Here is a 26,429-nt window from a genome sequence, read left to right as displayed (position 1 = left end):
GAGTGAAGGAGCGTCCATGAGTGCCGTGATCGACGAGTATCTGGCAGGGAAAGATCCGGACGCCACGGAGCGTCTTCTGCAGTTCCGGGACCTGGTGCTGGCGTGCGGTGAGGTGGACGAGCGAGTGCACAGGACCGAGATCGCCTGGGCGCGCACCCGCGTGTTCGCCGCCGCATTCATCTACTCGTCCCGACTCGAGATCGCCCTCGACCTTCGTCGACGCGTGCACCACCCGCAGCTGCGCGACGCTTTCCCCACCACCAAAACGGTGATCACGCATCGGCTCACGATCACCTCCGACGGGCAGCTCGACGACACCCTCGCCGCGCTTCTGACCGAGGCCTACGAGACGGTCGGCCCGGGCACCCGCGCGCGGTAGCCGCTCGCCCGGTGGCCGCGATGCATCCGCGTAGACATTGGTCAGATGCTGAGGAATTGGCCGGCGAGTCGCGCGAATCGGTGCGCGGATGCGGACAAGGCGAAACGGTGGGCGCGGAGGGTTTCGAACCCCCGACCGCTGGTGTGTAAAACCAGAGCTCTACCACTGAGCTACACGCCCGAACATCCGGCGAGAGGCTCGCCGGATGTGCATCAGGACTCTAGCGTGGCGAGCGCTTTCTCCCAAGCTCCCTGGTCACGGGCTTCTCCGGGGCCGTTCATTTCGGCGAACCGGATGATGCCTTCCTTGTCGATCACGAAGGTGCCGCGGTTGGCGAAGCCCAGCTTCTCGTTGAAGACGCCGTATGCCTGTGCGACCTCGCCGTGAGGCCAGAAGTCGGCGAGCAGCGGGAAGGTGTACCCCTGTTCAGCGGACCAGATCTTGTGTGTGGGCGAGGCACCGACCGACAGCGCGAGAATGGCGGTGTCGTCGTTCTCGAACTTCGGCAGCTCGTCGCGCACTTTGCAGAGCTCCCCCTGGCAGGTGCCGGTGAAGGCGAGGGGGTAGAACACCAGCAGGACGTTCTTCTTCCCGCGGTAGTCGGACAGCGTCACCTGCTGGTTGTTCTGGTCCTTGAGGGTGAAATCGGGGGCGGTGGTGCCCACCTCGAGCGGCATGAGGTGATCCTTCGATGTGTGATGAACGTTCCGGCGGGTCAGCGTTTGCTCACGGGGCGTGACTTCGGCTGCACCAGGCGGCTTCCGGTCCAGTCTCCGAGGTTGGCCGCGGATGTCTGGGTCAACCCGGCCGTGGGGGCTGATTCGGCGATCTCGCTGGGTTCCACATGACCGGGCTGGCCGGTCTTGGGGGTGAGGACCCACACGAACCCGTCGTCGGCCAGCGGGCCGATCGCGTCCATGAGGGCGTCGACGAGGTCGCCGTCTTCGTCGCGCCACCACAGCAGCACGACGTCGATCACCTCGTCCGAGTCCTCGTCGAGCATGTCTCCACCGATGGTGTCCTCGACCGCGGCACGCAGGTCGTCGTCGGTGTCCTCGTCCCAGCCCAGTTCTTGTACTGCCATGTCAGCAGTGATCCCGAGTTTCTGAGCGTAGTTCTGGGCGTCCGCCGCGGCGACCACGGTGGGGTCCTCCTTTTGTTGACGGTGCTCGGGTACCCGAACACCGGCCGAATGAAGATCAATTAGGTGAAAGCGAACATGCTCGGACGCTTTCGCGCAAGCCGACCACGCGAAAATTGTGGAGAAAGTGCCGCGTGGTCATCGACCGAGCCTACGGTGCGGAGCTCAGGAAGTGGGGCAGGCTGCCCGAATCGAGTCGCGGAGTTCGTCCCCACGACCCGCCAGCGTGTTCAGATAGTCGCCTCGCTCGCCGCTCTCGACCGCGGAGGCGAGGTCGCGATACGTGGCGGCGTAGTCGACGAAGAGACCCGCCAGATCCGGGGGCAACGCCGGGCCAGCCTCCTCGGCCCGGTCCGCCGCGGAACGCAGAGCCCCTACGGCCTGAGCGGCTTTCGCGCCGGCGTCCGCGGCGTCGGTGTTGGCCGCATCGATGAAGGCGTTGTACGAGTCGATGGTGTCGCCGGCGCGGGTGAGGAACAGCGCGCATTCCGTCTCCAGTGCGGCGAGTTCGTCCGCGGCCTTCTGGGAGGACGACGCTGCCGCCATCGACGACGTGACTTCCGCGGCGTACTCGGCCGCCTGCGCTCGGTTCTCTTGTGGGTGACCCTCCACAGGAGCGGAGCAACCCACGACCAGGGCGAGTCCGATCACCGCGGCGGCAACGCCGAGCAGGGCTGCTCTTTCGGTTCCGGCGCGCATTCGTCTCCCCTGTTCCACGACGACCCCCCGACAAGTGAACCGCCAGGCCCCGTAACTGCGCAAACGCTACCGGAGAGTAACCCGAGCGGAGTGTGCCGACTGCGTCGCGATGGGGAAAGATGGGGGTTGCGCCATATTTCATAAAGGAGATGGGTCGGACCTAACAAGGTCCCGATCACATGGAGAGGACGCCACACCGCGCGTCCCACCACAATGAGGAGCAACGTTGTCAGACCTGATCCAGGGACCCGCGTCTCAACCGGATTCCGCCACACCCGGCGCCGGAGCGGCCCAACCTTCCCCCAGTGCGACCCCGGGCTCCGACGGCCGCGTTCGCGTCATCCGTGAGGGTGTCGCGTCGTATCTGCCCGACATCGACCCGGACGAAACCACTGAGTGGCTGGAATCGTTCGACGGACTGCTCGATCGGTCCGGTCCGACCCGCGCGCGATACCTGATGCTGCGCATGCTCGAACGCGCCGGCGAGAAGCACGTCGCTCTTCCCGCGCTGACATCCACCGACTACGTCAACACCATCCCCACCGAGAACGAGCCCTGGTTCCCGGGTGACGAGGAAGTCGAGCGGCGCTACCGCGCCTTCATCCGCTGGAACGCGGCGATCATGGTGACGCGCGCGCAGCGTCCCGGCGTCGGCGTCGGCGGCCACATCTCCACGTACGCGTCCTCTGCGGCCCTGTACGAGGTGGGCTTCAACCACTTCTTCCGCGGCAAGGACCACCCGGGTGGTGGCGACCAGATCTTCATCCAGGGTCACGCCTCCCCCGGCATCTATGCCCGCGCGTTCCTCGAGGGCCGCATTCCGGCCGAGCAGATGGACGGATTCCGTCAGGAGGCCTCCCACGCCGACGAGGGTGGCGGCCTGCCGTCGTATCCGCACCCGCGGCTGCTGCCCGACTTCTGGGAATTCCCGACCGTGTCCATGGGTCTCGGCCCGATGAACGCGATCTACCAGGCCCGGTTCAACCACTACCTGCACGACCGCGGCATCAAGGACACCTCCGATCAGCATGTGTGGGCGTTCCTCGGCGACGGCGAGATGGACGAGCCGGAATCGCGTGGCCTCGCCCACGTGGCCGCCACCGAAGGTCTTGACAACCTGACGTTCGTGGTGAACTGCAACCTGCAGCGCCTCGACGGCCCCGTCCGCGGTAACGGCAAGATCATCCAGGAACTCGAATCCTTCTTCCGCGGCGCCGGCTGGAATGTCATCAAGGTCGTGTGGGGACGCGAGTGGGATGCGCTCCTGCATGCGGACCGCGACGGCGCCCTGGTCAATCTCATGAACGTCACCCCGGACGGTGACTACCAGACGTACAAGGCCAACGACGGCGGCTACGTGCGCGAGCACTTCTTCGGTCGCGATCCGCGGACCAAGGAACTCGTCGCGAACCTGTCCGATCAGGACATCTGGAACCTCAAGCGTGGTGGTCACGACTACCGCAAGATCTACGCCGCCTACGCTGCCGCGATGGCACACAAGGGCCAGCCGACGGTGATCCTCGCGCACACCATCAAGGGTTACACCCTCGGTAAGCACTTCGAGGGCCGCAACGCGACCCACCAGATGAAGAAGCTCACGCTCGACGACCTGAAGAACTTCCGCGACTTGCAGCGCATCCCGATCTCGGACGAGGAGCTCGAGCGAGATCCGAAGATGCCGCCGTACTACCACCCGGGCAAGGACGCACCCGAGATCCAGTACATGCTCGACCGTCGCCGCGCGCTGGGCGGGTTCCTCCCCGAACGTCGCTCCAACGTCGCGCCGTTGCCGATGCCGCCCGACAAGACCTACGACGTGGTGCGCAAGGGTTCCGGCAAGCAGCAGGTCGCAACCACGATGGCACTGGTCCGCATCATGAAGGAACTGTTGCGGGACAAGGAGATCGGCAAACGGATCGTGCCGATCATCCCCGACGAGGCGCGCACGTTCGGTATGGACTCGTGGTTCCCGTCGCTGAAGATCTACAACCGCAACGGTCAGTTGTACACGGCGGTGGATGCCGAACTGATGCTCGCCTACAAGGAGAGCGAGATCGGGCAGATCCTGCACGAGGGCATCAACGAGGCGGGGTCGACCGCGTCGTTCACGGCAGTCGGCACCTCGTACGCCACGCACGGCGAGCCGATGATCCCGCTGTACATCTTCTACTCGATGTTCGGTTTCCAGCGCACCGGCGACGGGCTCTGGGCAGCAGCGGATCAGATGGCGCGCGGATTCGTCCTCGGCGCCACCGCCGGCCGCACCACGCTGACCGGTGAAGGACTACAGCACGCGGACGGACACTCGCTGCTGCTGGCGTCGACCAACCCTGCTGCCGTCGCCTACGACCCGGCGTTCTCCTATGAGATCGCGCACATCATCAAGGACGGTCTGCGCCGCATGTACGGCGGCACCGAGGGTGTCGACGGTTTCGGTGGCGAGAACATCTTCTACTACATCACCCTGTACAACGAGCCGTACTCGCAGCCGGCCGAGCCGGAGAACCTGGACGTCGAGGGCCTGCTCAAGGGCATGTACCTGTTCAAGAAGTCGGAAGGCTCCGGCCCGAAGGCCCAGATCTTGGTCTCCGGCGTCGGGATGCCCGAGGCTCTGCGCGCACAGGACCTCCTCGCTGACGACTGGGGTGTGGCCGCCGACGTGTGGTCGGTGACGTCGTGGGGCGAGCTGCGCCGCGACGGCGTCGAGTGTGAGAAGCAGGCACTGCGCGACCCGGGCAACGATGCACCACTGCCCTACGTCACGCAGGCACTCTCCGATGCGGCCGGCCCGTTCGTCGCCGCCTCGGACTGGATGCGCGCCGTCCCGGACCAGATCCGTCAGTGGGTCCCCGGCTCGTACACCACCCTGGGCACCGACGGGTTCGGCTTCTCCGACACCCGTCCGGCCGCGCGTCGATTCTTCAACGTCGACGCCGAATCGATCGTCGTCGCCGTCCTCAGCGCGCTCGCCGGGGAAGGAGCGGTCGACCGGTCGAAGGCCGTCGAGGCTGCGTCGAGGTACCGCATCGACGAGGTCGGCGCCGCGGAGGTGTCCTACACCGACACCGGAAGCGCGTAACCGACAGATAGTTCCTCGACTCACCGCCGCCCGGGTGTCCGTCGGACATCTCGGGCGGCGGTGAGCGTAGGTTCTTGACCATGGTCGAGCAGAGCCCGATGGTCTCCCGCAGACGACAGCCCAGAGATCCGTTGCCCGATGCTCTCCTGCGCCGCGTCAAGCAGTACTCCGGCCGCCTCTCCACCGAGGCCGTCACCACCATGCAGGATCAACTGCCCTTCTTCGACGACCTCGATGCCGCTCAACGCTCCAACGTGCAGCTCCTCGTGCAGACGGCGGTCGTCAACTTTCTGGAGTGGCTCAAGGACCCGGACAGCGATATCCGCTTCAGCCTCGACGCTTTCCAGGTCATCCCCCAGGACCTGGCCCGCCGACTCACTCTCCGGCAAACGGTCGACATGGTGCGGGTGGCCATGGAATTCTTCGAGCAGTGGCTTCCCGCCCTCGCCCGCAACGACCAGCAGTTGATCGCACTGACCGAGGCCGTGCTCCGGTACGGCCGCGAGCTCGGCTTCGCGGCCGCCTCCGTCTACGCGAGCGCCGCCGAATCCCGCGGCGCCTGGGACACCAGGCTCGAGGCACTCGTCGTCGATGCGGTCGTCCGGGGCGACACCGGGTCCGACATGTTGTCGCGGGCGGCAACCCTCAACTGGGATGCGACCGCGCCCGCCACCGTGATCGTGGGCACACCGCCGGAGGACGAGCGCGTGTCCGTGGTCGGGACGGTGCACACCATTGCGCAGAAACACGGTCGTGCGGCGCTGGCGGTCGTGCAGGGCTCCCGCCTGGTGATGGTGGTCAGCGGTGAATTACAGGAGGGGTCGGGGCACTCGAGTTTCATGTCGGATCTGCTTGGCAAGTTCTCGGAAGAGCCGGTGATCATCGGTCCGACCACTCCGACGCTGGGCGCAGCCCACTTCAGTGCCGTCGAGGCGCTGGCCGCGATGCAGGCGGTAGCGGGCTGGCGGGGTGCGCCCCGGCCGGTCCACGCCGCCGAGCTTCTCCCCGAGCGCGCGCTGCTCGGTGACAACGCGGCGGTCACTGCCCTCAACGAACATCTCGTCGCGCCGCTTGCGGCCGCGGGCGGGGTCCTGACGGACACTTTGGACGCCTATCTCGACTGTGGAGGTGCGGTTGAGACTTGTGCACGGCAGCTGTTTGTTCATCCAAATACTGTGCGGTATCGACTCAAGCGAATCGCCGAAGTTACGGGGCGTGATCCGACGAATCCGAGGGATGCGTACGTGCTTCGGGTGGCCGCCACGGTCGGTCGTTTGACACGTTCCCATAACGAACCCATCACACGTTTAACACCAGTCACAGGCTTCCCATTCGGAGAACCAGCGCTGTAACGAACGGTTGTCCAATTTCGATGCGAGGGGCCCACGTGCAATTTTGTGGGAACCCAACAAATCCGCTGACAAAGGTTCATCCGCAACGACATCTCGCAGTACGTACCTGACGGTGTTCTCTTGAAGAGTGATTTCGTTGCTCGCCCCGGGTCAGGGCTCTCAGACTCCCGGCATGCTCATTCCTTGGTTGGAGCTGCCGGGTTCTCATGACCGTGTCGCACTGTGGTCGAAGGCTTCCGGCCTCGATCTGGTCCGGCTCGGCACCACAGCGACGGCAGAGGAGATTACCGACACGTCGGTGACCCAGCCCCTCGTCGTAGCCGCCGCCTTGCTCGCTTTCGAGGAGCTCGACACCCGCGGTGTGATCCCCGCCGACGCCATCGCGGCCGGGCACTCGGTCGGGGAACTCGCCGCGGCGGCTATCGCCGGTGTGCTCTCCACAGACGATGCTGTCGCCCTCGCCGCGATCCGCGGCGCGGAGATGGCCAAGGCCTGCGCGCTCGAACCGACCGGAATGTCCGCCGTCCTCGGCGGCGACGAAACCGTGGTCCTCGCCCGCCTCGAAGAGCTGGGCCTCGAGCCGGCCAACCGAAACGCTGCCGGCCAGATCGTGGCAGCGGGTCTGCTCTCCGCGCTCGAAGAGCTCGCCGCCAACCCACCGGAGAAAGCACGGGTGCGCGCACTCCCCGTCGCCGGCGCCTTCCACACCCGGTTCATGGCACCCGCCCAGGAAGCCGTCACCGAAGCGGCGTCCAAGATCAAGCCCGACGAACCCACTCGCACACTGCTCTCCAACGCCGACGGCGCACCGGTCGCATCCGGAGCCGACGCACTGACTAAGCTGGCTGCGCAGGTGACCCGACCTGTGCGTTGGGACCTGTGCACCGCGAGTCTGCGGACCGCTCAGGTCTCCGCGATCGCGGAACTTCCACCAGCTGGAACCCTGGTCGGCATCGCCAAGCGTGAAATGCGCGGTACGCCGACTCTGGCACTCAAGACCCCGGGGGATATCTCCGCGCTGGCCGAACTTTCACAAGTCGGCTAGTTTGCTGCGCGCACCTCAGGGTGCGTGCAGGGCCCGCGGGCGCGGCCGATGGGGACGCGTCCGCACAACTCCAGATACATCTACACCGAATCAGAAGGGAGCCACTCAGTGGCCGCCACCCAGGAAGACATCATCGCCGGACTCGCGGAGATCATCGAGGAGGTCACCGGCATTGAACCCTCCGAGGTGACCATCGAAAAGTCCTTCGTCGACGACCTCGACATCGACTCCCTCTCCATGGTTGAGATCGCCGTTCAGACCGAAGACAAGTACGGCGTGAAGATCCCCGACGAGGATCTCGCAGGCCTGCGCACCGTCGGTGACGCCGTGTCCTACATCCAGAAGCTCGAAGCCGAAGGCGGCGCCGAGGCTGACGCCGTGAAGGCCAAGCTCGAAGCAGCCAAGAACGACGAGGAGTGAGCTCAACCGTGACTTCCGCCTCGACCAACGGGAAACAGTTCCCCAACATCGTCGTCACGAGCCTCGCGGCCACGACGTCGATCGCTGGTGATGTGGATGCCACGTGGAAGGGCCTGCTGGCCGGCGAGAGCGGCATCGACACCATCCAGGAGCCCTTCGTCGCCGAGAACGACCTTCCGGTGACGATCGGTGGCAAGCTCAAGGTGTCGCCCGACGAGTCGCTGTCCCGGGTCGAGATTCGCCGGATGAGTTTCGTCGAGCGGTTGGCGCTCGTCCTGGGCCGTCAGGTCTGGGAGAACGCCGGCAGCCCGGAGGTCGACAAGGACCGACTCGGTGTCGTCATCGGCACCGGATTGGGCGGCGGCGAGGCTCTCATCGACGCAGTCGAGAAGATGAAGGCCGGCGGCTACCGCAAGGTGTCGCCGTTCGCGGTGCAGATGGTGATGCCCAACGGTCCGTCGGCCACCGTCGGACTCGAACTCGGCGCCCGCGCCGGGGTCATCACCCCCGTCTCGGCCTGCTCTTCGGGTTCCGAGGCCATCGCCCATGCGTACCGCATGCTGGTGATGGGTGACGCCGACATCATCGTCGCCGGTGGTGTGGAGGGTTACCTCGACGCCGTGCCGATCGCGAGCTTCGCGATGATGCGTGCGCTGAGCACGCGGAACGACGATCCGAAGGCGGCTTCGCGGCCGTTCGACAAGGATCGCGACGGCTTCGTCTTCGGTGAAGCCGGCGCAATGATGGTTCTCGAGACCGAGGAGCACGCCAAGGCTCGCGGTGCCACCATCCACGCCCGTCTGCTGGGCGCGGGAATCACCTCCGACGGGTTCCACATCGTCGCTCCCGATCCTTCGGGTTCGGGCGCTGCGCGGGCCATGACGAGGGCAATCGAGACTGCTGGGTTGACGAAGAAGGACATCCAGCACATCAACGCGCACGCCACGGCCACGCCGATCGGTGACACAGCAGAGGCGAACGCCATCAAGGCTGCTGTCGGCAATCATGCTGCGGTGTACGCACCGAAGTCCGCGTTGGGGCACTCGATCGGCGCCGTCGGTGCGCTCGAGGCGGTGCTCACGGTCCTGAGTCTGCGTGAGGGAGTCATTCCGCCCACGCTGAATCTCGAGAATCAGGATCCAGAAATCGATCTGGATGTCGTCAAGGGCGAAGCCCGATACGGCGAGATCGAGTTCGCGATCAACAACTCGTTTGGTTTCGGTGGGCACAACGTCGCGCTCGCCTTCGGCCGGGTCTGACAAGCCGGTCCAGCTAGATCGCGGGTGGAGACCTCCTTCTTCAGGGGGTCTCCACCCATCGACAGCCCCTCAGGGCCGCTACAAGGAGGACGCGATGACAATCTTGGCACCCGCAACGAAGTCCGATGCGTCAGTCGATCCGCGCGACCCCCTTGCGCGTCTGGAGAAGCTGTTCGATGCCGGGACCGTCGTCCCCTTGCACCCGCGTGACAAGTCCGGTGTGCTGGCTGCGGCCGGCAACATCGACGGTGTCCGCACCATCGCCTACTGCTCCGATGCCACCGTCATGGGCGGTGCCATGGGAGTCGAAGGTTGTAAGCACATCGTCACGGCGATCGACACCGCCCTCGAGGAAGATGCCCCCATCGTCGGGCTCTGGCATTCGGGTGGTGCGCGCCTCGCCGAAGGCGTCGAGGCGCTGCACGCCGTCGGACTTGTCTTCGAGGCCATGGTGCGTGCCTCCGGCCGCATCCCCCAGATTTCCGTAGTACTCGGCTTCGCCGCCGGCGGAGCGGCATACGGCCCCGCCCTCACCGACATCGTCATCATGGCGCCCGAGGCCCGCGTTTTCGTGACCGGCCCCGACGTGGTGCGCAGTGTCACCGGCGAGCAGGTCGACATGGTGTCCCTCGGCGGCCCCGACACCCACACCAAGAAGTCGGGTGTGGCGCACATCGCCGCCCACGACGAGGCCGATGCCCTGCATCGGGCGCGCCGCCTCGTGTCGATGTTCTGTGAGCAAGGCGAATTCGACCAGGCCGCAGCCGAACACGGTGACACCGATCTCCGCGCCCTCATGCCGGAGTCGGCCAAGCGCGCCTACGACGTTCGCCCGATCGTGCACGAACTACTCGACAACGTCGAAGGCGAGTCGAGCTTCGAAGAGCTGCAGGGCAATTACGCGCGCAGCATCGTCACCGGGCTGGGCCGCCTCGGCGGCCGCACGGTCGGCGTCATCGCCAACAACCCGCTTCGCCTCGGCGGTTGCCTGAACTCCGAAAGTGCGGAGAAGTCGGCGCGTTTCGTACGCCTGTGCAACGCGTTCGGGATTCCCCTCGTCGTCATCGTCGACGTCCCCGGCTACCTCCCCGGCGTCAGCATGGAATGGGAAGGCGTGGTTCGCCGCGGCGCCAAGCTGCTCCACGCTTTCGCCGAGGCCAAGGTTCCCCGGGTCACGGTCGTTACGCGCAAGATCTACGGTGGCGCCTACATCGCCATGAACTCTCGCGCGCTCGGGGCCACCGCCGTCTACGCCTGGCCCGACGCCGAGGTCGCCGTGATGGGCGCCAAGGCTGCTGTCGGGATCCTGCACAAGCGTGCGCTCGCCGCCGCTCCCGAAGAAGAGCGTGAGGCGCTGCACGAGCGTCTGGCCGTCGAGCACGAAAGCATCGCCGGTGGTGTCGATCGCGCCGTCGCGATCGGCGTGGTGGACGAGGAGATCGACCCGGCCAAGACGCGCAGCGTCATCACCGCAGCCCTCGCGGCCGCCCCCGCGCATCGCGGCGATCACAAGAACATCCCGCTCTGATTCGGTAGATCACACCGCGGTCGGCTCGGTGTGCGTCATGTCGGAGGACCTATTTCCCTGCTGCTTCTTTCGCGCGTAGGTCCTTGCGGAGGATCTTGCCGGCGGCGGATTTCGGCACCAGGTCGATGAACTCGACCCTGCGTACCTTCTTGTGCGGGGAGACCTTCTCGGCGACGAACGCGATTACCGCGTCCTCGTCCAATTCGGCACCGGGCTGCCGGACCACGAACGCCTTGGGCACTTCCTCACCCTCCTCGTCGAGCACCCCGATCACCGCGGCGTCGGCGATCTGCGGATGCGTCAACAGCAACGCCTCCAACTCGGCGGGCGGCACCTGATAACCCTTGTACTTGATCAACTCCTTCATCCGGTCCACGATCGTCACCACCCCCTCCGAATCGACCGTCGCGATGTCCCCGGTATGCAGATACCCGTCCGCATCCAGGGTTTCCGCGGTCGCCTCGTCGTTCCCGAGATACCCGGCCATGATATTCGGGCCCTTGCACCACAATTCCCCCGCCGCGCTGACCCCCTCGACCGGCTGCTCGATCTCCGCCCCGGTCCCGGGATCGACCAGCTTGCATTCCATGTTCGCGATGGTCGGACCCACCGAGTCCAGCGCAATATCGTCCCGGTCGAACGGAATCGCATGCGAGACCGGGCTCATCTCCGACATCCCGTACCCCTGCCGCACACGGCACCCGAGCCGGTTCGCCACCGCCTTACCCAGTTCCTGATCCAGTGGGGCGGCCCCGGAGAAGATCGAATGCACACTCGACAGGTCGTACTGATCGATCAGCGGATGCTTGGCCAACGCCACCGCCACCGGCGGGGCGATGAACACATACGTGCACCTCTGCTCCGCGACGATCGTCAAGAACTCGACCAGGTCGAACTTCGGCATCGTCACCAGCGCGGCCCGCTTACGCAGGGCCGCGTTGAGCAGCACCGTCATCCCGTAAATGTGGAAGAACGGCAACACCGCGAGGAGCTTGTCCTCGGCACCGATCCCGATCGGCCGGTCGATCTGGCACACATTCGCCACCAGGTTGCGGTGGGTGAGCATCACGCCCTTCGGCCGGCCGGTGGTGCCCGACGAATACGGCAACACCGCCAACTGGGTCGCCGGGTCGAACGACACCTCCGGCGCCGGCGCCCCTTCGGCCAGCAGATCCTGCAGTGACGGGTGCCCGTCCGCGCCGTCCAACACGATCACGTGCGCGGCCGGGATCCCGACCTGTGCGGCCGCGGCCTTGGCCTGCGGCAGCAGCGGGGAGACGGTGAACAGGAACTTCGCCTTCGAGTCGGTGAGCTGCTTGGCGATGTCCTCGGCGGTGTACAACGCGTTGATCGTGGTCGCGACCCCACCGGCCCGCAGGATCCCGTGGAACACCGACGCGAACGCCGGCACGTTCGGCGAATGCAACGCCGCCACCTCACCGACGGCCAGCCCGCGGGCGGCGAGCGCCCCCGCAACCGAGTTGATCTGGGCGATCAACCCCTGATAGGTGGTGACCGCACCGGAAGCGCCGTCGATCAGCGCCGGCCGATCCCCCTCGGCCGCATCGACCTGGCCGAAGAGGAAGTCGTAGACGCTGAGGTTCGGAATCTCGACGTCCGGAAACGGGCTCTTGAAGCTCACTGGGGCCTCTCCCTCGAAATGTTGCAGCAGTGGGGTGTTGGTATCGCGGTCCGGTTGCCGGGCGCGCTGGGACGGGAGCTGATTCAAGGACGTTGCGGAACGCCCTGCATCCCCGCGCTGCTCAGGTTCGCCAGCACGTCCTTCGCCGCTCGCTCACCCGACGTCGCTGCGTCGGCGAGCGAGGGCAGATCGAGCTGGTAGTCGCCGGCGAGGTAGATGCTGCCGAGCGGATCACGCAACGTGGGAAGCGAGTTCCTCCGTCCGGGCGCCCAGAAGGGCACGACCCGACGATGCCGTCGCACAATGCCCTCGCCCAGCTTCCCTTCCAGCTCGGGGAACACTGCGAGCAGGTCCTTCGCGAATCGCGACACGATCTCCTCGTCGGGGAGGTCGAACAACGCGTCGGCGTGAGCGCCGCCGGCCAAACAGGCCAGCGCTCCACCCGGCTTACGGTCGTCGCCGTTCCGCATCGCCGCGGCGTGGTTGAACATCGCCTGGAACGACAGTTGCGGCGTCGAGACAGCGAAGTAGTCGTCCCAGCGTTGCGGACCGACTTCGTCGGTGAAGAATCCGACTATGACGTACCGGCCGTAGGTGATGTCGTTGAAAGCGTTTCGGTGCTGCTGCGGGAGATTCGGGATGATTCGCTCGGCTATGTCGGCGGGTGCGGTCACGATCGCGCGCTTTGCCCGCAGCCGCACCGGTCGGTCACCGTCGTGGTAGTCGACGACCACGCCGCCACCGTCCTGCCGCACCGAGTGCACCACCGAGTTCAACCGGATCCGGTCACCGAGATCTTCCGTCAGCACGTCGGTCAACGTCTGGTTGCCCCCCACTGGCAGCGAGAAGTTCGGGATCTTCTCCGGGTCGGCCAGCGCGAGACCGACGGAAGTCACGAACTGGGTGGCGGCCGTCTCCTCCACCTCGCATCCCATCCACTGTGCCGACCACGACCGGACGACGGCGGCGGCCAGTTTCGATCGGACACCCTTCAGTAGATACGACGCCAGCCTGGTGTCGAGTTTCGCGCGAACCCGATGCGCGATACGGCTTTCCGACTCCAGGAACGGCATAACCGCAAGGATGCGGGCACCGATGACGGCCATGCCGAGACGGTCCATCATGGTCATCCTCGTGCGGAACATGAGCTCGACGGGGTTCGAGGTGTCGACCACCCCGCCGTTCAAGTACAGCGCGATGCTCTTGCCTGCGAGAGAGCCCATCTCGATGCCGTGCCGGTCGAGGGCATCGATCAGCGTGCCGGTGCCCTCGGTGAACTGGGTGCCGACATTGATCCAGTAGTCACCCCGACGGACAGTCTCGACTCGTCCGCCCGTGCGATCGGTGGATTCGAGCACGACTACGCCGGTCTCCGGCGCCAGCGTGGTAGCCGCCATCAGCCCCGACATTCCGGCGCCGACAACGACTACCTCGGTGGCCTCTTCACGCACGTCGTGCGTTGTCATTTTCGGTTCCTGACTCTCGATCACGAGGAAATGTCCGACCGCTCAGGCCGTAGCTGGAGCGCTGCCGCTGACCGCCCGCGCATCGACGCGCTTGTTGTAGGCGTCGAACGCTCGGTAGGCGCGGTAGTACGTGAACATCTGCAAGCCCCACGTGGACAGTGCGAAGATGTAGAAAATCGTGTGCTCCGCGTCGTCGCCCGGGATGTGGACGAAGTCGTAGGTCGCAGCGATGACGAAGCCGCAGGCGGTGGCGACGGCGGCCGAGATGGCGTGCCCGCGCTCGCCGATGTTCCACAGCCGCTTGACGAAGTAGATCAGGAAGATCGTGGTGAGCACGTTGACCACGATGTAGAAGATCTTGCCGGGCAGACCGATCTCCTCCGCGAACTGGCTGAGGAGAAAGCCCACCACACCTGCAAGGGCGAACGCGCCGATGTCCACCGCCGCGGAGGGCTTGTACCGGTGGGTGACCTTCATCAGCCCCAGGACCAAGATGAGGGTGATACCGATCGATCGAGAAAAGGCGTCCAGGAAGTAAGCGAAGGCGTACATCGGACTGTCGTGACCAGCCTTCAGGAGACCGTAGATCAGGAAGTTCGAACCCGATGTCGCGACGATGATCCACTCGATGCCGAGCAGGTAATTCTTGTACTTCCGGATGAACCTGATGCCGTAGGTGAATCCGACGGCGATCATCCAGATGTCCGCGACCGCGAAGAGCAGTTCTCTGATGGACATTATTTCTCCTTGGAAGGTGGCTTGCGCCGGTGGTTAGTTCGTGAGGGCTGCCAGGCGGTCGGAGGCGCGGTCGGCGAGCCAGGCCGCGTACAGCGCGGGGCCGCTGACGAGGCTGGGCCAGAAGCGCTTGCGGCCGTGCCAGATTGCCGCCAAGTCGTCGTGCAGCGGCGCGCCGCCGATGCGGTCCGCGAGCAGCTGGCCCACGTACTGTGCTTGGGCGAAGCCGTGGCCGTTGCAGGCGAGCGAGTACAGCACATTGTCAGAGGCCTCGCCGGCGGCAGGGAGCCAGGTAGAGCTCATGCCGATCCAGCCACCCCATGCTTGCTGCGGCTTGACGTCGCGCAGGCCCGGGAATCTGTCGTGGAATCCGCGGACGAGATCGTCTGCGACGTTCCGCGCCGGGGTGCGGTCGGGCAGTGGGTTGCGCCCGGTCTGTACGCGGCGGGTGCCGAACACGATCGTGCCCCGCGGGGTGATGCGGTAGCTCTCGATGATCATGTGCAGCGTGACCATCGGGGCACGGCTAGTCCAGCCGATCTCGTCGAGTCGCTCGGGTGCGACGGGTTCGGTCTCCACCAGGGACGTCCACACCGGGCTGGCGAGGTGCTTCGGTGCGATGGACAAGCCGTTGCTGTTGGCGTTTGTGGTCAGCAGCGCCTTGCGAGCCCGAATTCTTCCGTCCGGTGTTTCGACGGTGACCCCGCCGCCGGTGTCCGTGACGTCGCGGGCGAGGGTGTGCTCGTAGACACGCACGCCGGCCGCGATCGTCGCGGCCCGCAGACCGAGCACGAACTCCCCCGGGTTGAGCGTGCCGCCGACGCCCTCACGCACTCCGCCGAGGAAGCCGTCCGGGAGGCCTGCTGCGCGACCTTCAACGAATTCGGCCGACGATCCGGCCGCGGCCATGACCTTCGCGTTGCGGCGTGCGTGCCGCAGCTGACCCTTGGACACGGCGGCCATTACGATCCCCTCCTGCTGGTAGCCGCAGTCGATCCCGTGGTGTGTGATGGCATCTTCGGCGAAGTGCACCGCGTTCTCGGCGTACCGGTAGAGGTCGCGCAGCCGTTCGCGCTTCAGCAGGAAGCCCAGCATTTCCGGATCGGCGGCGATGGAGTTGGTGATGTATCCGGCGTTGCGGGAGGTCGCGCCCCAGCCGAGAGTCTTCGCCTCGAGGAGTACCGTGTCGACACCCTTCTCGACGAGGCGCAGTGCGGCCGACATGCCGCCCCCGCCGCCGCCGATGATCACCACGTCGCAGTCGATGTCACCGATCAGGGATGGTTCGGCGGTGGCGGGCGTCGCGGCCCAACCGGTGTCGTCGATCAGCTTCATCGTCGTTACTCCGTTCCATCTGCAGGGATGACTGCGGTACCGCGAGCGCGGACCGCGACCAGCGGCGATTCGAGAACTTGGGAGCGGCCGGTGTCGTCGGAACCGCGGCAGATCACCCGGAGCTCGAAATCGACTGTGCGGCTGCGGTTGCCCTTCTTCACCAGCGTGGCCTCGGCCTCCACGATGTCGCCGCCGCGGACCGGGGCGAGGAACTCGACGGACGAGTAGCCCGCGAACAGCCCCTCGTGGCCGTCGATCTCGATCGACAGGTTGGTACCGACGTCACCGAACAACTTCAGGGCGAAGGCACCGTCGACCAGGTTTCCGGCATAGTGCGCGTCGGAGAAGGCGACATAGCGCCGGTGCACGGCCTTACTCATGAGATCTCCTGATGGATCGGGCCCAGGGTGCGGGACTGCGCTTCGCCGTCGATCTGGATACCCGGGTAACCGCGCTTGGCGATCTCGGTGCACATCCGGCGGTACTTGCCCACGCCGCCCACGTAGCCCATGAAGGTGTTGGGCTTGCCCTCGACGTTGGAGCCGCGATACCAGGAGTCGGTCGTGGCGTACAGCGTCTGGGCGACGGTCCCCTCGGTGATGTCCACCCAGTCGTTCTGGGCCTCGGGAGTGGCCTCGATCAGTGTTGCACCGGAGTCGCGGGCGTGCTCGATGAGATCGGCGATCCAGTCGACGGCCTGCTCGATCGTGACCACCACGTTGCTCGCCAGCGCGGGGCTAAGAGGGCCGGCCACCATGAAAAAATTGGGGAAGTCCGTGGTCATGAACCCGAGGTAGGTGCGGACGCCGTCCTGCCAGGTCTCCTGAAGCTTTTGGCCGGACGCGCCGGTGAGGCCGAGGCCGTACAGCGGGCCGGTGAAGGCGTCGAATCCGATGGCAAGGACCACCGCATCCGCCTCGTAGGCGCCCTTCGAGGTGACGATCGCATTCGCGGTCATGGTCTCGATCGGCTCGTCGCGCAGCGATACCAACGACACGTTCGGCCGGTTGTAGGTCTCGTAGTAGTCGGTGCCGAAGACGCTGCGTTTGGCGCCCAGCGGGTGGTACTTGGGCACCAGTAGCTCTGCGGTGGCCGGGTCTTTGACGATCTCGCGAATCTTGCCGTGGATGAATTCCGATGCGGTCCGGTTCGCCTCGGCGTCGGTGAGCAGGTCGGCGAACTCGGCGCCGACGCCCTGGAAGCCGCTGCGCTCGTAGGCTTCCTCGTAGCGCCGCTGACGCTCCTCGTCCGAGACGTCGAAGGCGTTGTCGGTGACGGGGCGGTCGGGGATGCCGCCGGGTGAGTGCCGGCATTCCTCGCGGATCGCCGGGTAGTCGTCCTTGATGGTGGCGACCTGCTCCGGGGGGAGGTCGGCGTTGCGTGCGGGCATCACGTAGTTCGGGGTGCGCTGGAACACCGTGAGATGCTCGGCCACCTCCGCGATCAGGGGGATGGCCTGAACGCCCGAGGATCCGGTGCCGATCACGGCGACGCGCTTGCCGGCGAGGTCGTCGAGTGAGATATTCCACCGGCTGGTGGATACCTGGAGTCCGGTGAAGTTCTCGAGGCCCGGCACGTCGAAGTCCTTGGGGGTGGACAAGCCGCCGGCGCCCGAGATCAGGTAGCGGCTGCGGCGCGTCGTACCGTTGTCCAGCTGTACCTCCCACAGCCGGTCGGCCGCGTTCCATGTTGCGCCGACCACTCGGGTGTTGAACGTGAAGTGCTTACGCAGGTCGAAGCGGTCGGCGACGTGCTCGATGTAGCTGAGGATTTCGGCCTGCGGCGCGAATCGCTGGCTCCACGTCCACTCTTGCTGGAGCGCCTCGTCGAACGAGTACGAGTAGTAGATGCTCTCGACGTCACAGCGGGCGCCGGGGTAGGTGTTCCAGAACCAGGTACCGCCGACGCTGGGTCCGGCCTCGAATCCCGCGAAGGTCCACCCCGCGCTCGTGAGCCGGTGCGAGAGGTAGAGGCCGGAGAAGCCGGCGCCGACGCCGATGACATCGACGATCCCGGGATCCGAGGTGGAGGGGAAGTTCATGGAATTTGCCGCTTTCGTCTTGGTGATCATATGACTCGATCAATTGACTCAGTTCAGTAGACCAGTGGTCCCGGTCACAGTCAAGAGGTGACGCGAAAGTAGTCCTGGTCGCTACATCGGAAGGTGGGGTGAATCGACCCCGACAACTCGGTCGCCGCAGAACACACGGACGGACTCGCCGGGGGCGTGACCGCCGATTCCGGACGTGCCCCAGAAGCTCTGTGCCGAACCGTCGGCGAGATCGGCGACCTTGGCGCCGTTCACGCGCACCTCGCCCGACAGCACCCGGGATCCGACCTCGATGGCGCGGTCCAGGTCGCCGCCGAACACGTAGGCGTCAAGACCCGACGGGTCGGCGTTGGCGACGCGCAGTGCGTCTTCGTCGGATCCCACGGCGTGCAGGCTGACGATCGGCCCGAACAGCTCGGCGGTCGCTACCGACGCATCGACTCCCGTAGCGACGGTGGGCGAAAGGAAGAATCCGTCGAGTGCGGGGAGTTGTGCGGGCTGATGAATGGTCGCGCCGTGTGCCCGCAGCCCTTCGATCCGGCTCTGCAGCGTGGCGAAATGCGGCGCGTTCGAGATGGGGCCCACTTGCGTGGTCTCATCGAGAGAGTGCCCGATCTCGATGCGGGAGATGCGATCGAGCAGCGCGTCGAGGAGCGGCTCGACGAGACTCCTGTGCGCCAGCACCTTGCCGGGGCCCTCGCACCACTGACCGTTGAGTTTGGTCATCCCCTCGAGGATCCCGTCGGCGGCCACGTCGATGTCGGCGTCGTCCAGGACGAGGGCCGGATTGTTGCCACCGAGCTCGAGCTGAAGCACCTTGAAGTCTTCCGCGGCCGCGCGGGCGATCGCCCGGCCCGCGGTCGGGCCACCGGTGAAGGAGACGACCTTCACCCGGGGATCACCGGTGATCGCCGCGCCCACGTCTCCTGCGCCGTGGACGAGCTGCAGCGCGCCCGCGGGCAGTCCGGCTTTGACGAAGCTCTCGACGATGATCTGGGCGCTGCTCGGCGCGTGCTCCGAGGGCTTGAGGATGACAGGGCACCCGGCGGCCAGCGCACTCACCATCTTCGCGGCGGGAATGAAACTCGGACCGTTCCATGGGGTGAGGATGGCCGCGGGCCCCCACGGGACCTTGTACAGCCGCACGTCGCGGCCGCCGGCCGCCAGCGCCGTGCGCCGCGGAATGGCGCGTATCTCCGCCGCGGACGAGCGGATCCTGTGCGGGAGGAACTCCGCGACCATCCGGGCCTTCGCGATCGGGACACCGCTGGTGAGGGCATCGGTCCGGGCAATGTCCTCGATCCGGGTCTCGACGATCTCAGCTGCGCGCTCGATGACCGCCGCACGTTCCTCGCTCGCCGCGTCGTCCCAGCGTTCGAAGCCGTAGGACTGTTCGGCATGGCGCAGCGCGCGCTCCACGTCGTCCGGAGTTGTGGTGACGGCCCGGTGGACGGGTTGGCCGGTGTTGGGGTCGAGATTCCACGCGTCCGGGATCGTCCGGCACTCGGACCACTCGTCGGCAATGTAGTTGACTGGCTGAGACAGTTGCGGATTCGCCATCTGGGGCTCCTTGGGTGCTCGTATGGGGCGGGGTTCACACGGTGAGGTCGGCGACGATGCGGGTTACCTCTCCCGATTTCATCGCTTCGAAGCCCTTGTCGACCTCGTGGAACGGGATGACGTCGCTGACCATCTCGTCGAGCAGCAGCCGACCCTGCAGGTACAAGCGGGCGAACTGGGTGATGTCCTCGTGTGCTTGGCCGGAGCCCATGTAGGAACCGATGAGGCGCTTCTCACCGAAGAAGAAGTCCGACGCAGGGAGGGTGAGGTCGGTGCCGTCGGGCGCGATACCTACGAGGCATGCGGTGCCCGTGGCCCGCAGAATCGCCAGCGCGGTAGCCGCGGTCCGCGCGTTGCCGACGGCCTCGAACGAGTAGTCCACCCCGTCGCCGAGCACGTTCCGGATCTCGGCAGGGACATCGGCCGCCCCGTTCACGACGTGCGTGGCACCATAGGTCCGCGCGGCCGCGAGCCGGGCTTCGTCGAGATCCACGGCAACGATCGCCGAGGCGCCCGCGAGCCGCGCCCCTTGAATGATGGCCGACCCGACGCCACCACAACCGATCACGGCCACGGTGGCGCCGGGGCGGACCTGGGCGGCGCGGAACACGGCGCCGACACCGGTGATGACGCAGCACGAGAGCAGGCACCCGACATGCAGTCCCACCTCGTCGGGAACCTTCACCAGCGAGTTCTCCCGCATCAGGGTGTGGCGGGAGAACGCGCCGACGTCACCGAGTCGTTCGACGACGCGTCCCCCCGGCAGCTGGAAAGCCGGGCGCGGCCGCTGCCGAATCAGCGCGACACGCTGGCACTGCGTCGAATGCCCGACCTGGCAGTTGCGGCACAACCCGCACGACGGCGTGAGCGCGCCGACGACGCGGTCGCCCGGGCGCAACGAGGTGACCTCGGAGCCGACCGACTCGACGACGCCCGCCACCTCGTGCCCGACGACCACAGGCAGGTCGGCACTCACGGTACCGGTCATGTAGTGCAGGTCGCTGTGACACAGGCCGACATTCGAGACGGCGAGGCGGACCTCGTGGGGCTCCGGGTCGTCGACCTGGATCTCGGTGAATTGCAGCGGTTCGTTCACCGCAGTGAGGACAGCTGCTTCGGTGGTGATCATCATGTCTCCGATCTCGATTGCACTATTGCGACGCCGACGGCGCCGCGTTCTTCGATGTCCAGAAGCCCTCGATGCCTTCACTGAAGGCGCCGGACTCCCACGACTGGCGGGCGGCGTCGTCTTCACGGGCGAACGCGGCCTCGATGTCTTCGGGGCGCGGCCGCAGCAAACCCAGGTGCAGCGCGGTGATACGAGGGTCGGAGTTCCACTGCCGGATCACCTCGACCGCGCGGTCCACGAGCGCCTCTGGGGCCGTGATCTCGTCGAGCAGCCCGATTCGCAGGGCCTCGTCCGCGCCGACCCGGCTGGAGCCGAGAATGATTCGCATCGCGTGATTGCGCACCAGCCGGCCCATCAGGAGGCTGGCAGCGTTCGAAATAATGATCCCGCGGTGGTTCTCCGGTTGGTAGTACTCGGCGGTGGGGCTGCCGATCCGGGAGTCGCAGCAGAGCGTGATCTCCGAGGCACCGCCGACCGCGATACCGTTGACGGCGGCAATGACGGGGACCTTCGTCTCGAGAATTGCCCGGGTGATGTCGTGGAAGGTCGCGAAGGCTTCGCGAATCTCGTCGTAGTCGATCGGCACCGCCTGCAGGTCCTCCCCGGCGGAAAATGCCCGCCCGGTGCCCGTGAGGACGATCCCGCGGACGAGATCACCCGCACCGAATCGGCGGATCGTTTGCGCGAGCAGCACCCGGGTGGCCACGTCCACCACGTTCAGCTTCGCTGGGCGGTTAAGCGTGAGCACCGCGACATCGTCGTCGATGTGCACGTCCAGGTAGCGGTCGGTCATGTCTGGCTCCTCAGGCACGCGCGGGTTGCAGGTCGTAGGTGGTGCCGGGATGCTCGGTGGCGCGAACCTTCAGCGCAGGCTTCGACACCCGCTCGGACGGCGTGCGCGGGAAATCGGCGACGAACTCGACGTAACGCGGAACCTTGAAGCGCGCCAGTTGGGTTCGCGCGCCGTCAACGATGTGCTCTGCGGTCGCGCGGCTCTCCTCGACGCCGGGTGCCAGCTGCACGAAGGCTTTGACCTCCTCGCCGAACAGCTCGTCCGGGACGCCGACCACTGCCGCCGCAACGACGGTGTCGTCACGTTCGAGGACGCGTTCGACCTCAGCGCTGGCGATGTTCTCCCCGCCGCGGCGGACCATGTCCTTGATCCGGCCGACCAGGCGATAGCTACCCGCCTCACGAACGGCGACGTCACCGGTGTGCAGCCAGCCGTCGCGCAGGGTGCGCGCGGTGTCCTCGGGCCGGTTCCAGTAGCCGAGCATCATCGGTGCGCCGGAGGTGATCAGTTCGCCGGATTCGCCGTCGGCGACTTCCCGGCCCTGGGGGTCGACCACCCGGACCTGTTTGGTGGGAACCGGCTGACCCAGCCGTCCGCTGCCGACATCACCAATCCTCTCGGGCAGGCTGACCAGGTCGACCCCGCTCTCGGTCATCCCGAAGATCTCCCGCCACGGTGCGCCCCAGCGCTGTTCGAGCTGCTCGTGCAGACCGATGGGGATTGCAGAACACAGCACGATCCGCAGGTCGTTGTCGCGGTCCTCGGGGCTGGGCGGCTGCTTGAACAGCAGCGTGGGCATGGAACCGAGCACGTAGCAGAACGTGGCCCGATGCTTTCGGACGTCGGCCATGAAACCGGAGGCGGAGAACCGGGGAAGCACCACCAGTGGCGCGCCGATCGTGAGGCATAACGAGGTGTTCCATTGCGGGTCCATGTAGGAGAACGGCTGCGAGGTGAGCGCCACGTCGTCGGGGCCGAGGCCGGTTGCGTTCGCGCAGACCCAGCCCAGCCGGGTCCAGTAATCGTGGGTGAGCATGCAGGCTTTGGGGAATCCAGTTGTACCTGAGGTGTATTGGAGGTTCGCGAGGGTTTCGCCGGACATGACAACCCCCGGCCTCTCCGCCGGATACTGCGTGACCTCGTTGCGTGCACCGACTTCGACGATCCGGACATCGGCCAGATCGTCATTGGCGACGCGCACCTCTTCGACGAGCGGGGTGTGCGCGGCGTCGGTGAACATCACCCGGGCGCCGGAGTCCCGCAGCACGAATTCGAGGTCTGCGCGCTGGTAAGACGAGTTCACCGGCACCGCGACGCCGCCTGCCCCGAGGATCGCAAGCCAGGCGACCGGCCACTGCACCACGTTGGGCAACATGATCGCGACCCGATCGCCTGCGCACACCCCGTCTTCGGCGACGAGTCGGTGCGCCAGGCGCGAGGACCAGTCATCGATTTCGCCGAATGTCCATGACCCTTCCGCGAACCGGAGGAACTCGCGGTCGGGACAGCGGGCGGCCTGGACCGCCAGCAGGCCGACGACGGTGTCGATCGGCGGGTCCACAGCCATGCGATCGAGTGCGATCGCGCGGTCCCGGGGAACTGATTCGACTCCGGTCATGGTCATCCTTCACGCTTGTCGGGTGCGATGCGGATGCAGCTCGCGATCTCTCGTCGTGACGGCGCATCCGCGGTGAGCTCGAGGCCCGCGACCCTTCCGATCACCGATGGTGCCGGACTGTGGTCTCGGTCATAGCCTAGAAGAACATAGTCAAATGATCAAGGCAACTGACTATGACAAGTAGGGTCACTCACCCAGAGGTCGGTTTACGCGCCGATATGGCGGCTGGTTGCCCGTTCTGATCAGTAACCGGAAGCCGACTTGATCATCCGTTCAGATCTGTTGACACGAGAGGGCATGGCTCGCATCCACGCCACTGAACGTCGCGCCGAGCTCGCGGCGGTCTTCGATTCCGACGCCGGACAGTATCGAGAAGTTGGACCCGGACACCATCGACGCACTGACCTACAACATATCCACATTGTCGGACGGATTCGCGCTCAACTGGCTGGTGTTCTCCGACCGCACAGCGGCGGAACGACAGATCGAACTCACCCTCGGTGTGCTCAACGCCTGGATGGCCGCCCACCTCGACAACACCTCCGGACCGGCCGCCCACCCCTCGCAGGCCTCACCCGCCAAGCTCGTGTCCTGGGTGAGCGTGGAGTGATAGTGAGCGCCACGGCAGCGGCTGCCCGCACGAATCATCGCGCACGGTCTGGGGCGGCGATCGACCCAGCCACTTTCAGGATGCGGCAGCGCAGACGCGCCGACCGGAGCGGGCGCGTGAGACCAGCACGGTCACCACGACGAGCAGAGCGAGAAGTCCCGATAACCAGTAGCCGATGCCGTAGAGACCTTTGGCAGCGACGTCGAGACCGGTTCCGACCACCGGAACCAAGGAGGCGCCGAGGTCGGCGCTGACCAGTGCCGTACCGAAGGCGAAACCCACAGCCATGGACGTGCCGGCGATACCGGCCGCCATCCCGGCTTTCTCCTCGGGCACTGCCATCTGCACCATGGTGAACCCCGCTGCGTAGCCGATTCTGATTCCGAGACCCATGACGGCAGCGCCCGCGAGGTAGTGCCACTGCTGGCCGTGCGCGACGGCGAGCCAGGTCAGCCCCGATGCACTGATGAGCGCTCCGATGACAAAGACGGTCGCACCACGGCCGTTGAACAAGGCACGTTCGAGTACGGTTCCGCGGATCAAGAACGCCGCCGCGAAAGGTGCCATGAGCCAGCCGGTCTGCAGCGCGCTGAGCCCGAGTCCGTAGGCGTCCGCTGGACGAAGATTTTCGGGAGTGATCTGGGCATACGTGCTGAGCAGCAGCAGGAAGGCCGAGTTCACCGCGGCGAACAATGCGATACACACGCACGACGCGGTGACCAAAGGCGCCTTCATCAGTGCGACGTCGAACACCGCGGAGGTCGAGCGGCGCTCGACGCGCACCCAGGCGATGCCCCCGACGATGCCGGCTATCAACGGAATGAGTGCCGCGATGCCCCACACGAGGCCTTGCGTCAGAGTCAACAGGATCGCGGCGACCCAAGCGATCATCCACACCGTGCCGAGTACCGCGATGCGGCCGGAACGCTCAGCAGGCGGGGTGTGTGGGATCACGGCATGGCACGCAATGGCCGTCACTGCGCACACTATGGTGAGGATGATGAAAAAGCCTCGCAGCGAAAGACTCTCGACGATCAAGCCACCGCCGATCATGCCCACGACGATGCCGACACCGGTGGCGACGACCAGAACCGCGACACCCACCGTGATGCCGTCCGCACCGAGATTGCGGCGCAGAAAACCGAGCGGAAGCAGCTGCGCCGCGCCCCCGAATCCCATGAGAATACAGCCGACCAGAAGAGTCGAGTACGAGTCGCCGGCAGCCGGAACGAGCGCACCGACGGCAAGGAATGTGGACGCCGCCACCGCGGCGTTACGGTCGCCGTACAGATCGGCGAGACGCGGTAGCAAGATGAAGCCCGCTCCCCCGCCGAGGGTCAGCGCCGTGTATAGCCACGTCGTCTCGGCCACGGTCGCGAGGCCGTACTGCGCCTGGATGATCGGCAACAGCGGCGGCAGGATGAAGATGACCGCGTTGGTCAGGACGATCAGCAGCGTGCCGACACCGATGAGCACTGCCTTGTTCGGCGCGGGGCGAGCAGTCCCCGGACGGCCGGGTCCGGATTGCGGGTGGATCTCTGTCATAAATTGCTTCCTTCGATGATCACGCCGCCGTCTCGCATGATCAGGTCGACCATGGCTTCGGCGTCGGAGTGAGACACGTGAGTTCGTCGGTCATGACGGGTCTGGTCCTTCGGAACCGGTGTTGGTCGCATCGGAGTGCGCCGACCCCGCCTCTGTGATCCGGCTCATACCGTGAGCCAAAGTGAGTCGGCTGATCAAGGCATATGACTATTGATTCATGTCGTGCACGCGCCTCACGACGGTTCTTCAGGCAACTATGACAGCCCGCCTACCGTTCCGACTGGTAACGTGGAACCGACTTGATCATCCGTTCAAATCTGTTGACAGGAGGGGGCATGGCTCGCATTCCCGCTGCAGAACGTCGCGCCGAGCTGGTGGCGGCGGCCGTGCGCGTGATCGCCGCCGAAGGGGTCGACGGCGCCACCACACGCCGCATCGCGCAGGAGGCGAACGCTCCGCTGGCCACGCTGCACTACTGCTTCGCCACGAAGGAGGTACTGTTCGCGGCGGTTTTCGAACACGTCGCGCGACTGTATCGAGAAGTGTTGATACGCAACGATGTCCATGATGACGTGACGACCACCGCACGCGCCCTGTTGCGCGGCGTGATGGAGTGGTACCTGGCGAATCCGGACTTCGGCGCGGCAATCGTCGAGCTGATCAGCTGGGGCCAGCGTCAGGAGGGCGAGCAGGCGAAGATGGTGTACAACGAGGCATTCGCGACCATACGGGTGATCCTCGAGGCCGCGGCGACCTCTGCGGGCCAGTCGGTCGACTCCGACACCGTCGACGAACTGACCTACATTCTGTCTACGTTGTCCGACGGATTCGCACTCAACTGGCTGGTCTTCACCGACCCCACAGCGGCGGAGCGACAGATCGAACTCACCCTCGGTGTGCTCGACGCCTGGATGGCCGCCCACCTCGGCGATGCCCCCGCGCCTGCGGCCCCGGCCCCGAAGGCGGCCTCGCCCGAGGAAGCCATGCGCTCGCTCGTGTCCTGGGTGGGCGTGGAGTGAAACCGCGCTGACCTGAAAGTAGTGG

At 66.0% G+C, this 26,429-nt stretch carries 23 protein-coding genes and 1 tRNA gene; 9 read left to right on the top strand and 15 right to left on the bottom strand.

Annotation, left to right across the window (positions count from 1 at the left end; genetic code table 11):
* The first annotated feature begins 16 nt into the window (after window positions 1-16).
* A complete protein-coding gene (locus CBI38_RS38385; protein ID WP_204164913.1) occupies window positions 17-379 on the top strand; it encodes a DUF5655 domain-containing protein in 363 nt (120 codons plus the stop codon).
* A 108-nt stretch (window positions 380-487) separates the two neighbouring features.
* On the opposite strand, the gene CBI38_RS12015 is transcribed toward CBI38_RS38385, so the two are convergent.
* The 4 genes from CBI38_RS12015 to CBI38_RS12000 all read right to left on the bottom strand — a co-directional run bounded on the left by CBI38_RS12015 (window position 488) and on the right by CBI38_RS12000 (window position 2,219).
* Window positions 488-559, bottom strand: a tRNA-Val gene (locus CBI38_RS12015).
* 32 nt (window positions 560-591) lie between these two features.
* Window positions 592-1,056: a peroxiredoxin gene (locus tag CBI38_RS12010; protein WP_109329112.1), complete on the bottom strand. Its 465-nt coding sequence runs from the start codon at window positions 1,054-1,056 to the stop codon at window positions 592-594.
* Window positions 1,057-1,094: 38 nt separating this feature from the next.
* Window positions 1,095-1,520, bottom strand: a complete 426-nt coding sequence (locus tag CBI38_RS12005) for a DUF3052 domain-containing protein (RefSeq protein ID WP_109329110.1) — start codon at window positions 1,518-1,520, stop codon at window positions 1,095-1,097.
* A 165-nt stretch (window positions 1,521-1,685) separates the two neighbouring features.
* On the bottom strand, window positions 1,686-2,219 hold the full coding sequence (locus tag CBI38_RS12000) for a hypothetical protein (protein ID WP_109329108.1): 534 nt from the start codon (window positions 2,217-2,219) through the stop codon (window positions 1,686-1,688).
* 226 nt (window positions 2,220-2,445) lie between these two features.
* Between CBI38_RS12000 and aceE the strand changes: the two genes are divergently transcribed.
* From aceE to CBI38_RS11970, 6 genes are all read left to right on the top strand, one after another.
* A complete protein-coding gene (aceE, locus tag CBI38_RS11995) occupies window positions 2,446-5,298 on the top strand; it encodes a pyruvate dehydrogenase (acetyl-transferring), homodimeric type (RefSeq protein WP_109329106.1) in 2,853 nt (950 codons plus the stop codon).
* Window positions 5,299-5,378: 80 nt separating this feature from the next.
* Window positions 5,379-6,650 (top strand): PucR family transcriptional regulator, encoded by a 1,272-nt coding sequence (locus CBI38_RS11990; protein WP_109329104.1) that lies wholly within the window; start codon window positions 5,379-5,381, stop codon window positions 6,648-6,650.
* A 127-nt stretch (window positions 6,651-6,777) separates the two neighbouring features.
* On the top strand, window positions 6,778-7,695 hold the full coding sequence (locus CBI38_RS11985) for an ACP S-malonyltransferase (RefSeq protein ID WP_109329102.1): 918 nt from the start codon (window positions 6,778-6,780) through the stop codon (window positions 7,693-7,695).
* Window positions 7,696-7,803: 108 nt separating this feature from the next.
* The gene (gene acpM / locus CBI38_RS11980; RefSeq protein ID WP_109329100.1) at window positions 7,804-8,115 is read left to right on the top strand and encodes a meromycolate extension acyl carrier protein AcpM; all 312 of its coding nucleotides are present in this window, start codon (window positions 7,804-7,806) and stop codon (window positions 8,113-8,115) included.
* Between the two features lie 8 nt (window positions 8,116-8,123).
* Window positions 8,124-9,374 carry a KasA/KasB family beta-ketoacyl-ACP synthase gene (locus CBI38_RS11975; protein WP_109335018.1) on the top strand — a complete coding sequence of 417 codons (1,251 nt, stop codon included), beginning with the start codon at window positions 8,124-8,126 and terminating at the stop codon, window positions 9,372-9,374.
* A gap of 94 nt (window positions 9,375-9,468) precedes the next feature.
* Window positions 9,469-10,902, top strand: a complete 1,434-nt coding sequence (locus tag CBI38_RS11970; RefSeq protein ID WP_109329098.1) for an acyl-CoA carboxylase subunit beta — start codon at window positions 9,469-9,471, stop codon at window positions 10,900-10,902.
* Between the two features lie 49 nt (window positions 10,903-10,951).
* Here CBI38_RS11970 and CBI38_RS11965 read toward each other — a convergent pair whose 3' ends face one another.
* From CBI38_RS11965 to CBI38_RS11920, 10 genes are all read right to left on the bottom strand, one after another.
* Window positions 10,952-12,544 (bottom strand): AMP-binding protein, encoded by a 1,593-nt coding sequence (locus CBI38_RS11965; RefSeq protein ID WP_109329096.1) that lies wholly within the window; start codon window positions 12,542-12,544, stop codon window positions 10,952-10,954.
* Between the two features lie 83 nt (window positions 12,545-12,627).
* Window positions 12,628-14,010 (bottom strand): flavin monoamine oxidase family protein, encoded by a 1,383-nt coding sequence (locus tag CBI38_RS11960; protein WP_109329094.1) that lies wholly within the window; start codon window positions 14,008-14,010, stop codon window positions 12,628-12,630.
* A gap of 42 nt (window positions 14,011-14,052) precedes the next feature.
* Window positions 14,053-14,748, bottom strand: coding sequence for a transporter (locus CBI38_RS11955; RefSeq protein ID WP_109329092.1), 696 nt, complete (start codon window positions 14,746-14,748; stop codon window positions 14,053-14,055).
* A gap of 33 nt (window positions 14,749-14,781) precedes the next feature.
* Window positions 14,782-16,080: an NAD(P)/FAD-dependent oxidoreductase gene (locus CBI38_RS11950; protein ID WP_109329090.1), complete on the bottom strand. Its 1,299-nt coding sequence runs from the start codon at window positions 16,078-16,080 to the stop codon at window positions 14,782-14,784.
* Window positions 16,081-16,085: 5 nt separating this feature from the next.
* Window positions 16,086-16,460, bottom strand: a complete 375-nt coding sequence (locus CBI38_RS11945; protein WP_109329089.1) for a hotdog fold domain-containing protein — start codon at window positions 16,458-16,460, stop codon at window positions 16,086-16,088.
* A complete protein-coding gene (locus CBI38_RS11940; protein ID WP_109335017.1) occupies window positions 16,457-18,121 on the bottom strand; it encodes a flavin-containing monooxygenase in 1,665 nt (554 codons plus the stop codon). The genes CBI38_RS11945 and CBI38_RS11940 overlap by 4 nt, the downstream gene beginning before the upstream one ends.
* A gap of 111 nt (window positions 18,122-18,232) precedes the next feature.
* A complete protein-coding gene (locus CBI38_RS11935) occupies window positions 18,233-19,690 on the bottom strand; it encodes an aldehyde dehydrogenase family protein (protein WP_109329087.1) in 1,458 nt (485 codons plus the stop codon).
* A gap of 34 nt (window positions 19,691-19,724) precedes the next feature.
* The gene (locus CBI38_RS11930; RefSeq protein ID WP_109335016.1) at window positions 19,725-20,819 is read right to left on the bottom strand and encodes a Zn-dependent alcohol dehydrogenase; all 1,095 of its coding nucleotides are present in this window, start codon (window positions 20,817-20,819) and stop codon (window positions 19,725-19,727) included.
* A gap of 22 nt (window positions 20,820-20,841) precedes the next feature.
* Entirely contained in the window at window positions 20,842-21,612 is a 771-nt protein-coding gene (locus CBI38_RS11925; protein WP_109329085.1) for an enoyl-CoA hydratase/isomerase family protein, read from the bottom strand.
* 10 nt (window positions 21,613-21,622) lie between these two features.
* Complete coding sequence (locus CBI38_RS11920) at window positions 21,623-23,230, bottom strand: class I adenylate-forming enzyme family protein (RefSeq protein WP_230990157.1); 1,608 nt, start codon at window positions 23,228-23,230, stop codon at window positions 21,623-21,625.
* Between the two features lie 376 nt (window positions 23,231-23,606).
* Here CBI38_RS11920 and CBI38_RS11915 point away from each other — a divergent pair, with 376 nt between their 5' ends.
* A complete protein-coding gene (locus CBI38_RS11915) occupies window positions 23,607-23,840 on the top strand; it encodes a hypothetical protein (protein ID WP_418328323.1) in 234 nt (77 codons plus the stop codon).
* Between the two features lie 75 nt (window positions 23,841-23,915).
* Here CBI38_RS11915 and CBI38_RS11910 read toward each other — a convergent pair whose 3' ends face one another.
* On the bottom strand, window positions 23,916-25,385 hold the full coding sequence (locus CBI38_RS11910) for an MFS transporter (protein ID WP_109329081.1): 1,470 nt from the start codon (window positions 25,383-25,385) through the stop codon (window positions 23,916-23,918).
* Window positions 25,386-25,720: 335 nt separating this feature from the next.
* On the opposite strand from CBI38_RS11910, the gene CBI38_RS11905 reads away from it, so the two are divergent.
* Window positions 25,721-26,404, top strand: coding sequence for a TetR/AcrR family transcriptional regulator (locus CBI38_RS11905; RefSeq protein ID WP_109329079.1), 684 nt, complete (start codon window positions 25,721-25,723; stop codon window positions 26,402-26,404).
* Window positions 26,405-26,429 lie beyond the last annotated feature (25 nt).

The sequence above is a fragment of the Rhodococcus oxybenzonivorans genome, assembly GCF_003130705.1.
In the GTDB taxonomy this organism is placed as follows: Bacteria; Actinomycetota; Actinomycetes; order Mycobacteriales; family Mycobacteriaceae; genus Rhodococcus_F; species Rhodococcus_F oxybenzonivorans.
This window is presented reverse-complemented; position numbering and strand designations above follow the sequence as displayed.

What these genes read in the sequence shown, in the direction of transcription:
- CBI38_RS38385 (WP_204164913.1), top strand. Translation starts at nt 17, where the DNA reads ATGAGTGCCGTGATCGACGAGTATCTGGCAGGGAAAGATCCGGACGCC.
- CBI38_RS12010 (WP_109329112.1), bottom strand. Translation starts at nt 1,056, where the DNA reads ATGCCGCTCGAGGTGGGCACCACCGCCCCCGATTTCACCCTCAAGGAC.
- CBI38_RS12000 (WP_109329108.1), bottom strand. Translation starts at nt 2,219, where the DNA reads ATGCGCGCCGGAACCGAAAGAGCAGCCCTGCTCGGCGTTGCCGCCGCG.
- CBI38_RS11990 (WP_109329104.1), top strand. Translation starts at nt 5,379, where the DNA reads ATGGTCGAGCAGAGCCCGATGGTCTCCCGCAGACGACAGCCCAGAGAT.
- CBI38_RS11970 (WP_109329098.1), top strand. Translation starts at nt 9,469, where the DNA reads ATGACAATCTTGGCACCCGCAACGAAGTCCGATGCGTCAGTCGATCCG.
- CBI38_RS11960 (WP_109329094.1), bottom strand. Translation starts at nt 14,010, where the DNA reads ATGACAACGCACGACGTGCGTGAAGAGGCCACCGAGGTAGTCGTTGTC.
- CBI38_RS11955 (WP_109329092.1), bottom strand. Translation starts at nt 14,748, where the DNA reads ATGTCCATCAGAGAACTGCTCTTCGCGGTCGCGGACATCTGGATGATC.
- CBI38_RS11950 (WP_109329090.1), bottom strand. Translation starts at nt 16,080, where the DNA reads ATGAAGCTGATCGACGACACCGGTTGGGCCGCGACGCCCGCCACCGCC.
- CBI38_RS11945 (WP_109329089.1), bottom strand. Translation starts at nt 16,460, where the DNA reads ATGAGTAAGGCCGTGCACCGGCGCTATGTCGCCTTCTCCGACGCGCAC.
- CBI38_RS11940 (WP_109335017.1), bottom strand. Translation starts at nt 18,121, where the DNA reads ATGAACTTCCCCTCCACCTCGGATCCCGGGATCGTCGATGTCATCGGC.
- CBI38_RS11935 (WP_109329087.1), bottom strand. Translation starts at nt 19,690, where the DNA reads ATGGCGAATCCGCAACTGTCTCAGCCAGTCAACTACATTGCCGACGAG.
- CBI38_RS11930 (WP_109335016.1), bottom strand. Translation starts at nt 20,819, where the DNA reads ATGATCACCACCGAAGCAGCTGTCCTCACTGCGGTGAACGAACCGCTG.
- CBI38_RS11925 (WP_109329085.1), bottom strand. Translation starts at nt 21,612, where the DNA reads ATGACCGACCGCTACCTGGACGTGCACATCGACGACGATGTCGCGGTG.
- CBI38_RS11920 (WP_230990157.1), bottom strand. Translation starts at nt 23,230, where the DNA reads ATGACCGGAGTCGAATCAGTTCCCCGGGACCGCGCGATCGCACTCGAT.
- CBI38_RS11910 (WP_109329081.1), bottom strand. Translation starts at nt 25,385, where the DNA reads ATGACAGAGATCCACCCGCAATCCGGACCCGGCCGTCCGGGGACTGCT.
- CBI38_RS11905 (WP_109329079.1), top strand. Translation starts at nt 25,721, where the DNA reads ATGGCTCGCATTCCCGCTGCAGAACGTCGCGCCGAGCTGGTGGCGGCG.